The sequence below is a fragment of the Haloactinopolyspora sp. genome (genome assembly GCF_027324685.1).
GTDB lineage: Bacteria > Actinomycetota > Actinomycetes > Jiangellales > Jiangellaceae > Haloactinopolyspora.
On sequence record NZ_DAHVSH010000007.1, the window covers coordinates 1 to 7,280 of the forward strand.

Sequence of the window (7,280 nt, forward strand, 5' to 3'; positions counted from 1 at the left end):
CATCGGCATGCGTTACGGGCTGGAGGACGGCCACGAGCACACGCTGCAGGATGTCGCCGACGAGGTGGGGGTCTCCCGCGAGCGGGTGCGCCAGCTGGAGAAGCACGCCTTGATGCTGCTGCGCGACCCGCGCCGCAACGAGTCGTTGATGGCCTGGGCCAGCTGAACTGCCGGTACTCAACAGGGATCTGCTACGGCGCTAGCAGGTCCCTGTTCGTCTGTCGGGTTACGCGCCGGCCAGGGGCTCGATCCTCGCCAGAGCGTCGGCCAACTTGTCCTTCTCGATCTCGAGGTCGTAGCGAGATTGCAAGCAGTCAACGATCTCGATGTCCTCCGGTCCTGCTGGTGTCCATCTGAAACAGATTCGCCACTGCTGGTTGATCCGGATGCTGTATTGCCCAGCCCGATCGCCGTGCAGCTTCTCCAGACGATCACCCGGCGGCACACGGAGATCAACGTTAATAACGTGCGGCGCTATGCCCATGGGTTTCTTCTTCCATGCCCTGCGTCAGCGGCGCAGTTCGTGCGCCAGCGTGTCGAGCTCATCGCCCCCAGCCATCTCCTGCGTGAGCTGTTCGAGCGTGATCTCCGAACGGTTCGCGTCCAGATTCGTCCGGCCCCGTTTGAGCACGATGAAGTGGTCGCCGACGAGATGGGCGTGGTGCGGGTTGTGCGTGATGAACACGACGCCCAGCCCCGCGTCGCGGGCCATCGCCGTGTACTTGAGCACCACGCCGGACTGTTTGACCCCCAGCGCCGCCGTCGGCTCGTCGAGGATCAGCACCCGCGCCCCGAAGTACACCGCTCGCGCGATGGCCACGCACTGGCGCTGCCCGCCGGACAGCTCCCCCACCGGCTGGTCGATGTCGGCCAGCTCGATGCCCATCTTGGCCAGTTCCTCGCGGGCGGTTCGGCGCATCAGGCCCGAATCGAGCACCTTGATCGGCCCGAAGCCTTTGCGGACCTCCGAGCCGAGGAAGAAGTTGCGCCACACCTCCATCAGCGGCACCACCGCAAGGTCCTGGTAGACCGTCGCGATCCCCCGATCGAGCGCTTCGCGCGGTGACGAGAACGTGGTCTCCTCGCCGTCCACGCGAAGCACACCCTCCGTGTGCTGATGCAGCCCGGACATGATCTTGATCAAGGTGGACTTGCCGGCGCCGTTGTCACCCAACACGCAAGTGATCTCACCGGCATTGACCCGCAGCGACACCCCCTCCAGCGCTCGGATCGCCCCGTAGTGCTTGCCGATTCCCTCCACCTCGACCAGCGGCGTGGGCGTGCCTACGTCGTCACTCATCGCCGTCACCTCTTTGCCGCCAGGCGCCGCACGTACATGTTCATCAACGTCGCCAGCAGCAGCATCGCGCCGAGGAACGTCCAGTACCAGTCCGGGTTCCACCCGGCGAAGACGATGCCCTGCTTCGCCATGCCGAAGATGAACGCGCCAAGCCCGGCCCCCACCGCCGAGCCGTAACCGCCGGTCAGCAGGCAGCCGCCGATCACCGCGGCGATGATGTACTCGAACTCGTTGCCCACGCCCTCGCCGGCTTGCACGGTGTGCAGCGAGAACAGCAAGTGCATCCCGACGAACCAGGCAGCGAATCCGACGGTCATGTACAAGCCGATCTTCACCCGCGCGACCGGGACACCGACCGCGCGGGCGCTGTCCTTGTTCCCACCGACAGCGAAGATCCAGTTACCCACCCGCGTCCGCAGCAGCACCCACGTGGCGATGGCCACGAACAGCAGCCACCAGAGCACCAGCACCCGGATGCGCACCCCGCCGACGGTCCACTCCGAGGCGAAGATCGCCTCCAGCGAGGCGTACCCGTCCATGTCCGAGATGCGCTGAGTCGAGACGGTACCGGTGACCAGCCGGGTCACCGCGAGGTTCGCCCCTTGCAGCATGAGGAACGTGCCCAGCGTGACCAGAAAGCTCGGGATCCCGGTCTTGATCACCACGTAGCCGTTGAAGAACCCGACCGCGAGCGAGACGACCAGCGCGAAGAACACGCCCACCCATACGTTCAGGGTGAGCTGGTAGCTCAGAATCGCCGCGGTGATCGCGGACGTGGTGACCGCCACCCCGGCCGACAGGTCGAACTCCCCACCGATCATCAACAGTCCCACCGCGACGGCCATGATCCCGAGAACCGCCGCGCTGTACAGCACGGTGGCGAACGAGTCGAGCTGGCGGAACGGCGTGGCCACCGCGAAGAAGAACACGAACACCGCGACGGCGCCGACCAGCGAACCGGTCTCGGGCCGGACGAACACCCGGCGCCACAGCGGGCGGCGGGTGTTCGTGCCCTGCTCGGGCTGCGCGGGATCTGCGCGCACGGTGGTCATCGACCTGGTCACCGCGTTCCGCGCTCGGCGTACTCAGCGATCGCGTCGATGTTCTCCGACGTGATGAACGACGGCCCGGTCAGCACCGGCTGCCCGCCGCCGATGTCGTGGCCGTTGGTCACCTGTAGCCACAGGCCGCTGACGGCGAGGTAGCCCTGCAGGTAGGGCTGCTGATCCACCGCCCACAGCACGTCGCCGCTCTCGATGGCGCTCACCAGCTCGGCGTTGGTGTCGAACGTGACCACCTGCGCGTCGGAGCCGGCGTCGGCCACCGATTGCACCGCGGTGACGGCGAAGGGCGCGCCCAGTGTGAGCACCCGTTCGATCGACGGATCCTCGGCGAGCTTGGCCTGAATGGTCGAGCGGACCGACGGCATGTTCGTGCCGTCGACGTAGAGCTTCTCCATGGTGCCGGTGAACGTCGCGGCGGCGCCGTCGCACCGGGCCTCCAACGACACGCTGCCCTGCTCGTGGATGACACACAGCACCTGCGACACGCCTGCTTCACTCAAGCGTTCGCCCGCCGCTTGCCCGGCCACGGTCTCGTCCTGGCCGAAGAACATGATCGCGCCGGCATCCTGCCAGGCGTCTTGTCCGGCGTTCAGCGCCACCACCGGGATACCGGCCGCGACGGCCCGTTCGACGGCCGGGCCCATGGCGTCGGGTTTGGACATGGTGACGGCGATGCCGTCGACGTCGGAGTCGATGGCGTTCTGCACGAGGTTCGCCTGCTCGGCGGCCTCGGGGCTGTTGGAGTAGGCGAGCTCGACGTTGTGGCGCGCCGCGGCTTCCTCCGCACCGTTGCGCACGATGGTCCAGAACGTGTCGCCGGGTGCTTCGTGGGTGATGAAGGCGATGGTGTGTTCCGCCGGACCGGAACCGCCCCCGCCACCACCCTCGTCGCTGTCTTCTTCGGCCTCACGCCCGCCAGAGCTGCTGCATGCGGCCAGCAGCGCGAGGCCTGCCAGGCCCGCGAGCATGCGGTGTGCACGGCCGTGTCGTCTCGCCATGGTGGATCTCCTCACTCGCCGGTGAACGGATACCACTGTGATGGATCATGACGTCGTCGGGAAGTGGTAACTGGCACCTGCTGGATGATCCACCGACGGCCAGCGGGACGTGACGACCTTTGCGCGGGTGTAGAAGGCGACGCCCTCGGGCCCGTGGATGTGCGATTGCCCGAACAGCGAGTCCTTCCACCCGCCGAACGAGTAATACGCCATCGGCACCGGGATGGGCACGTTGATGCCGATCATGCCCACCTGCACACCGCGCTGGAAGCGCCGCGCCGCCGAACCGCTGGAGGTGAAGATCGCGGTGCCGTTGCCGTACGGGTTGGCGTTGATCAGCGCGATGGCGTCGTCGACGGTGTCGGCACGCACGACCGAGAGCACCGGGCCGAAGATCTCCTCACGGTAGACGTCCATCTCCGGGGTGACCTGGTCGAGGACCGTCGGCCCGACCCAGAACCCGGCGTCGTGGCCCGGCACGGTCAACCCGCGGCCGTCCACGGCCAACCGGGCTCCTTGCGCCTCGCCGGTCGCGATCAGCCCGGTGATGCGATCCCGCGCGGCTGCCGTGATGACCGGGCCCATCTCGCTCGAGTCGTCCCGCCCGGGACCCACGCGCACTTCGGCCGCCTTCGCGGCCACCGCCTCGACCACCTCGTCAGCGCCGTCCCCGACGGTGACTGCGGCCGAGATCGCCATGCAGCGCTCCCCCGCCGAGCCCATCGCCGCGGCGACGAGATGGTCCGAGACGTAGTCGACGTCGGCATCAGGCAACACGACGGCGTGGTTCTTCGCTCCACCCAGCGCCTGGACCCGCTTTCCGGCCATGGTCGCGCGCTCGTGGATGTAGCGCGCGATCGGTGTCGAGCCCACGAACGACACCGCGTCGACGCCGTCGTGATCAAGAATCGCGTCGACCGCGGTCTTGTCGCCGTGCACGACGTTGAACACGCCGTCGGGCAAGCCCGCTTCGGCCCACAACCGGGCAACGATCACCGACGCCGACGGGTCGCGCTCACTGGGCTTGAGTACGAAGGCGTTACCGCAGGCGATGGCCACCGGATGCATCCACATCGGCACCATGACCGGGAAGTTGAACGGCGTGATGCCGGCGACCACGCCCAGCGGCTCCCGGAAGCTGAACACGTCGACCCCGGTCGACACCTGGTCGGAGTACTCGCCCTTGAGCAGCTGCGGGATGCCGCAGGCGAACTCGACCACCTCGAGCCCGCGCTGCACCTCGCCGAGGGCGTCGGAGACGACCTTGCCGTGCTCGTCGGCGATGGTCTCAGCCAGCTCGCGCGCATGCCGGCTGACCAGGTCGCGGAAGGCGAACAGCACCTTGGTGCGCGTGCTCAGTGATGTCTGCGCCCATGCGAGACCGGCCTGCTGCGCCGAACGGACGGCGGTGTCGACGTCGGCAGGCTCGGCGAGCAGGACCTCGGCCTGCTGCTGGCCGGTCGCGGGGTTCCACACCGGCGCGGTCCGGGTGGACTCCGCCGCCGTGGGCTTGCCGTCGATCCAGTGCTCGATCGTTCTCATCGTCCTCGGTCCTTCCTCGACTTCTGGAGACTTGTCCACCCTTCCGAGCCCGTCATGACGTGGAAAACCCTCCAGAAGTGGACGGCGGCTGCGTGGGTGGCGGCGCGAGCAGTGGGCGTTGATCCTGCTTGTGCTTGTCGTACTCCGTGCGCGCCTGCCGGGTGGTGTCGATCGTGGCGACTTCGCTGACCGGGACGTCCCACCAGGATTCGCTGTCCGGCGCGGCCACGAGCGGGTCGGTCTCGATGTGCACCAGCACGGTCTCGTCAGCGGCCTTGGCTTCGCGCAGTCCGGCGCGCAGACTCTCGATGTCGTGGGCCCGGATCACCCGCACGCCCAGGCTCTCGGCGTTGGCCGCCAGGTCGACGGGCAGGACGGGGCCGTCGAGCCGGCCCGTGGACGGGTCGCGGTGGCGGTAGCTCGTACCGAACCGCTGCGCGCCGACCGATTCGGACAACGCGCCGATGGATTGGAACCCGTGGTTCTGCACCAGGACGATGATCAGTTTCACCGACTCCTGGACAGCCGTGACCAGTTCCTGCGACATCATCAGGTAGGAACCGTCGCCGACCAGCACGAACACGTCACGGTCGGGCGCGGCCAGCTTCACCCCGAGCCCACCGGCGATCTCATAGCCCATGCACGAGTAGCCGTACTCGACGTGGTAGCCCTTCGGATCCCGGGTGCGCCAGAGTTTGTGCAGGTCACCCGGCATCGATCCGGCGGCGCAGACGACGACGTCGCGGGGTTCGGCGACGTCGTTGGCCGCGCCGATCACCTCCGACTGAGCCGGCAGTGGCGCGCGGCCGAGGGTGTAGGCCGCTTGAACGGTGGCGTCCCATTCGGCGGCCAACTCACGCGCCCGGTCGCGATACGACGCCGGCGTGGACCATCCGGCCAGCGAGTCACGCAGGGCGATCAGGCCGGCCCGGGCGTCGGCCACCAACGTCGTCGCGGCGAGCTTCGCGGTGTCGGCGGCGGTGACGTTCAGGTTGACGAACCGCACGCCGGGGTTCTGGAACGCGGTGCGCGAGGCGGTCGTGAAGTCGCTGTAGCGCGTGCCGACGCCGATGACGACATCGGCCTCGTGGGCGAAGCGATTCGCCGCTGTGGTCCCCGTGCTGCCCATGGCGCCGAGGGCGAGCGGATGATCGAAGGGCAGACTGCCCTTGCCCGCCTGGGTTTCCGCGACCGGGATGCCGGTGGCCTCGGCGAATTCACGCAAGGCCGCGCTCGCCTCGCTGTAGATCACGCCGCCGCCGGCGACGATGAGCGGGCGCTCGGCGCCTCGGATCACGGCGGCGGCCCGGGCCAGCGCGGCCGGTTCCGGAGCTGGTCGCGGCACGTGCCACACCCGCCGGGCGAACAGCTCGTCGGGCCAGTCGTAGGCCTCGGCCTGAACGTCTTGCGGCAGCGCGATGGTCGCCGCACCGGTCTCGGCTGGATCGGTGAGCACACGCGCCGCACCCAGCAGCGCGGCAGGCAACTGCTCCGGGCGCCAGACGCGGTCGAAGAACCGCGACACCGGCCGCAGGGTGTCGTTCACCGACACGTCGTGACTGCTGGGGTGTTCCAACTGCTGCAGCACCGGGTCGGCGACCCTCGTGGCGAAGACGTCACCGGGCAGCAGCAGGACCGGGAGCCGGTTGATGGTCGCGAGCGCGGCACCGGTGACCATGTTCGTCGCACCGGGCCCGATGGACGACGTGCACGCGAGGGTGGACAGCCGGTTGCGCATCCGCGCGAACCCCACTGCGGTGTGCACCATGGCCTGTTCGTTGCGGGCCGGGCGGTACGGCAGCCGGTGCGGATCGTCGCGCTCGGCTTCCAGCAGCGCCTGGCCGAGGCCGGCGACGTTGCCGTGTCCGAAGATCCCGAGGGTGGCGGGGATCAAGCGACGTCGTTCCCCGTCTGCCTCAGAGTACTGGGCGGCAAGATAGCGGATAACCGCTTGTGCGACGGTCATCCGCACGGTATCTACATGTGGTTGGGTCACGAAAGATCTACCTCTTTCCTTGTTCGGGTATGGATCTGGGGGGTCGGCACTACCATGGCCGACCATGAAGGACGATTGTTTTGACTTCGGTCATTTCGGCGACTGCGGCACGTGGTCCTTCCTTGCCGATTCCGCTGCCTTTGAGTCCGCCATAGGGCATTAGGTCAGCCCGCCATAGCGGACTCCAGTTCACGTGGATCATCCCGGCGTCGATGTCGCGAATGGCTCGCACCGCACCGCTCACGTCCGAGGTGAAGATGCCGACCGCCAGTCCATAAGCAGTTCCGTTCGCTTGGGCGATCGCTTCGGCCCAGTTGTCGGCTGAGGTTACCGCGACGGCCGGACCGAACAGTTCGTCCTGATTGAACGGGGATGCGGGA

General features: G+C 67.9%; 7 protein-coding genes and 1 pseudogene. 1 reads left to right on the forward strand and 7 read right to left on the reverse strand.

Annotated features, from left to right (window positions below; genetic code table 11):
- The first annotated feature begins 7 nt into the window (after positions 1-7).
- Entirely contained in the window at positions 8-166 is a 159-nt protein-coding gene (locus M6444_RS22830) for a sigma factor-like helix-turn-helix DNA-binding protein (RefSeq protein WP_363326193.1), read from the forward strand.
- A 147-nt stretch (positions 167-313) separates the two neighbouring features.
- Here the strand turns inward: M6444_RS22830 and M6444_RS01000 are convergent.
- The 7 genes and pseudogenes from M6444_RS01000 to M6444_RS01030 form a co-directional block, all read right to left on the reverse strand.
- Positions 314-484, reverse strand: a pseudogene (locus M6444_RS01000) (type II toxin-antitoxin system RelE/ParE family toxin); the annotation flags it as partial.
- Between the two features lie 24 nt (positions 485-508).
- Positions 509-1,300 (reverse strand): ATP-binding cassette domain-containing protein, encoded by a 792-nt coding sequence (locus M6444_RS01005; RefSeq protein WP_298322010.1) that lies wholly within the window; start codon positions 1,298-1,300, stop codon positions 509-511.
- Positions 1,301-1,305: 5 nt separating this feature from the next.
- Positions 1,306-2,352, reverse strand: a complete 1,047-nt coding sequence (locus M6444_RS01010; protein WP_298322012.1) for an ABC transporter permease — start codon at positions 2,350-2,352, stop codon at positions 1,306-1,308.
- A gap of 8 nt (positions 2,353-2,360) precedes the next feature.
- Positions 2,361-3,362, reverse strand: coding sequence for a sugar ABC transporter substrate-binding protein (locus tag M6444_RS01015; protein WP_298322014.1), 1,002 nt, complete (start codon positions 3,360-3,362; stop codon positions 2,361-2,363).
- 45 nt (positions 3,363-3,407) lie between these two features.
- Entirely contained in the window at positions 3,408-4,904 is a 1,497-nt protein-coding gene (locus M6444_RS01020; protein WP_298322016.1) for a CoA-acylating methylmalonate-semialdehyde dehydrogenase, read from the reverse strand.
- Between the two features lie 52 nt (positions 4,905-4,956).
- Complete coding sequence (gene iolD / locus M6444_RS01025; protein ID WP_298322018.1) at positions 4,957-6,870, reverse strand: 3D-(3,5/4)-trihydroxycyclohexane-1,2-dione acylhydrolase (decyclizing); 1,914 nt, start codon at positions 6,868-6,870, stop codon at positions 4,957-4,959.
- Between the two features lie 79 nt (positions 6,871-6,949).
- A partial coding sequence (locus M6444_RS01030) for an aldehyde dehydrogenase family protein (protein ID WP_298322020.1) occupies positions 6,950-7,280 on the reverse strand: 331 nt, incomplete at its 5' end.

Bases quoted from the DNA above. Each gene is read 5' to 3' on its own strand.
- M6444_RS22830 (WP_363326193.1), top strand. From the start codon at position 8: ATGCGTTACGGGCTGGAGGACGGCCACGAGCACACGCTGCAGGATGTC.
- M6444_RS01005 (WP_298322010.1), bottom strand. From the start codon at position 1,300: ATGAGTGACGACGTAGGCACGCCCACGCCGCTGGTCGAGGTGGAGGGA.
- M6444_RS01010 (WP_298322012.1), bottom strand. From the start codon at position 2,352: ATGACCACCGTGCGCGCAGATCCCGCGCAGCCCGAGCAGGGCACGAAC.
- M6444_RS01015 (WP_298322014.1), bottom strand. From the start codon at position 3,362: ATGGCGAGACGACACGGCCGTGCACACCGCATGCTCGCGGGCCTGGCA.
- M6444_RS01020 (WP_298322016.1), bottom strand. From the start codon at position 4,904: ATGAGAACGATCGAGCACTGGATCGACGGCAAGCCCACGGCGGCGGAG.
- iolD (WP_298322018.1), bottom strand. From the start codon at position 6,870: ATGACCGTCGCACAAGCGGTTATCCGCTATCTTGCCGCCCAGTACTCT.